Origin of the sequence: Aminobacter aganoensis (assembly GCF_014206975.1) — a bacterium.
In the GTDB taxonomy this organism is placed as follows: domain Bacteria; phylum Pseudomonadota; class Alphaproteobacteria; order Rhizobiales; family Rhizobiaceae; genus Aminobacter; species Aminobacter aganoensis.
In genome coordinates, this window is sequence record NZ_JACHOU010000050.1 from 1 (window position 1) to 1,230 (window position 1,230).

Annotated in this window: 1 protein-coding gene; it reads right to left on the reverse strand. The window is 65.0% G+C overall.

The window, feature by feature from the left end:
* On the reverse strand, positions 1-1,034 hold a 1,034-nt coding region (locus tag GGR00_RS28185; protein WP_343065665.1), incomplete at its 3' end, for an aconitase family protein.
* Positions 1,035-1,230 lie beyond the last annotated feature (196 nt).

Below are 1,230 nucleotides of genomic sequence, written 5' to 3' on the forward strand. Positions count from 1 at the left end.
TCCTCGACCAGCGCGATGCGGTTTTCGGCGCGGCCCGACATGTTGAGGTAGCGGATGGTCTCGGCATCGACCGGGAAGAAGCCGCAGGTCGCGCCATATTCCGGCGCCATGTTGCCGATGGTGGCGCGGTCGGCCAGCGTCATGTTGCTGAGGCCCGGGCCGAAGAACTCGACGAACTTGCCCACCACGCCCTTCTTGCGCAGCATCTGGGTGACGGTCAGCACCAGGTCGGTGGCGGTGACGCCCTCCTTCAGCTTGCCGGTCAGGCGGAAGCCGATGACCTCGGGCAACAGCATCGACACCGGCTGGCCGAGCATCGCGGCCTCCGCCTCGATGCCGCCGACGCCCCAGCCGAGCACGCCAAGGCCATTGACCATGGTGGTGTGCGAATCGGTGCCGACGCAGGTGTCGGGATAGGCCGTGGTCTCGCCGTCCTCGGTGTTGGTCCACACCGTCTGCGCCAGGTATTCGAGGTTGACCTGGTGGCAGATGCCGGTGCCGGGCGGCACGACGCGGAAGTTGCGGAACGCCTGCTGGCCCCACTTCAGGAACTTGTAGCGCTCTTCGTTGCGCTCGTATTCGAGCTCGACATTGCGGGCGAACGCCAGCGGCGAACCGAACTCGTCGACGATGACCGAGTGGTCGATGACCAGGTCGACGGGAACCAGCGGGTTGATCTTCTCAGGGTCGCCGCCGAGCGAGGCCAGGCCGTCACGCATGGCGGCGAGGTCGACGACGGCGGGAACGCCGGTGAAGTCCTGCATCAAGACGCGCGCCGGGCGGTAGGCGATCTCAACGCCGGCGGTGCCCTTGTCGGTCAGCCAGCCGGCAACCGCCTGGATCGCCTCCTTGGTGACGGTGCGGCCGTCTTCGTTGCGCAACAGGTTTTCCAGCAGCACCTTCATCGAATAGGGCAGCTGCGAGATGCCGGTCAGGCCGTTCTTCTCGGCCTCGATCAGGCTGTAATAGACATAGTCGGTGCCCGCAGCGCTCAGCGTGCGGCGGCAATTGAAACTGTCGAGTGATTTGGACACGGTGCGATCCATCCTTGGAGGTTCAGCCTACGCGGGAACGGACTCCGATGGCATGCAATCACGCGCAAAGGTGCGGGTACGGCCATTTCCGCTGTCCGCTCCCAAGCAACCCGAGCCGTTCAAGGCGGCGCGTGCGCTGGTTCGGCGCATATTCTCTTTACCATGCCGACCGCTGGCATCGTCGACTGGCATATAG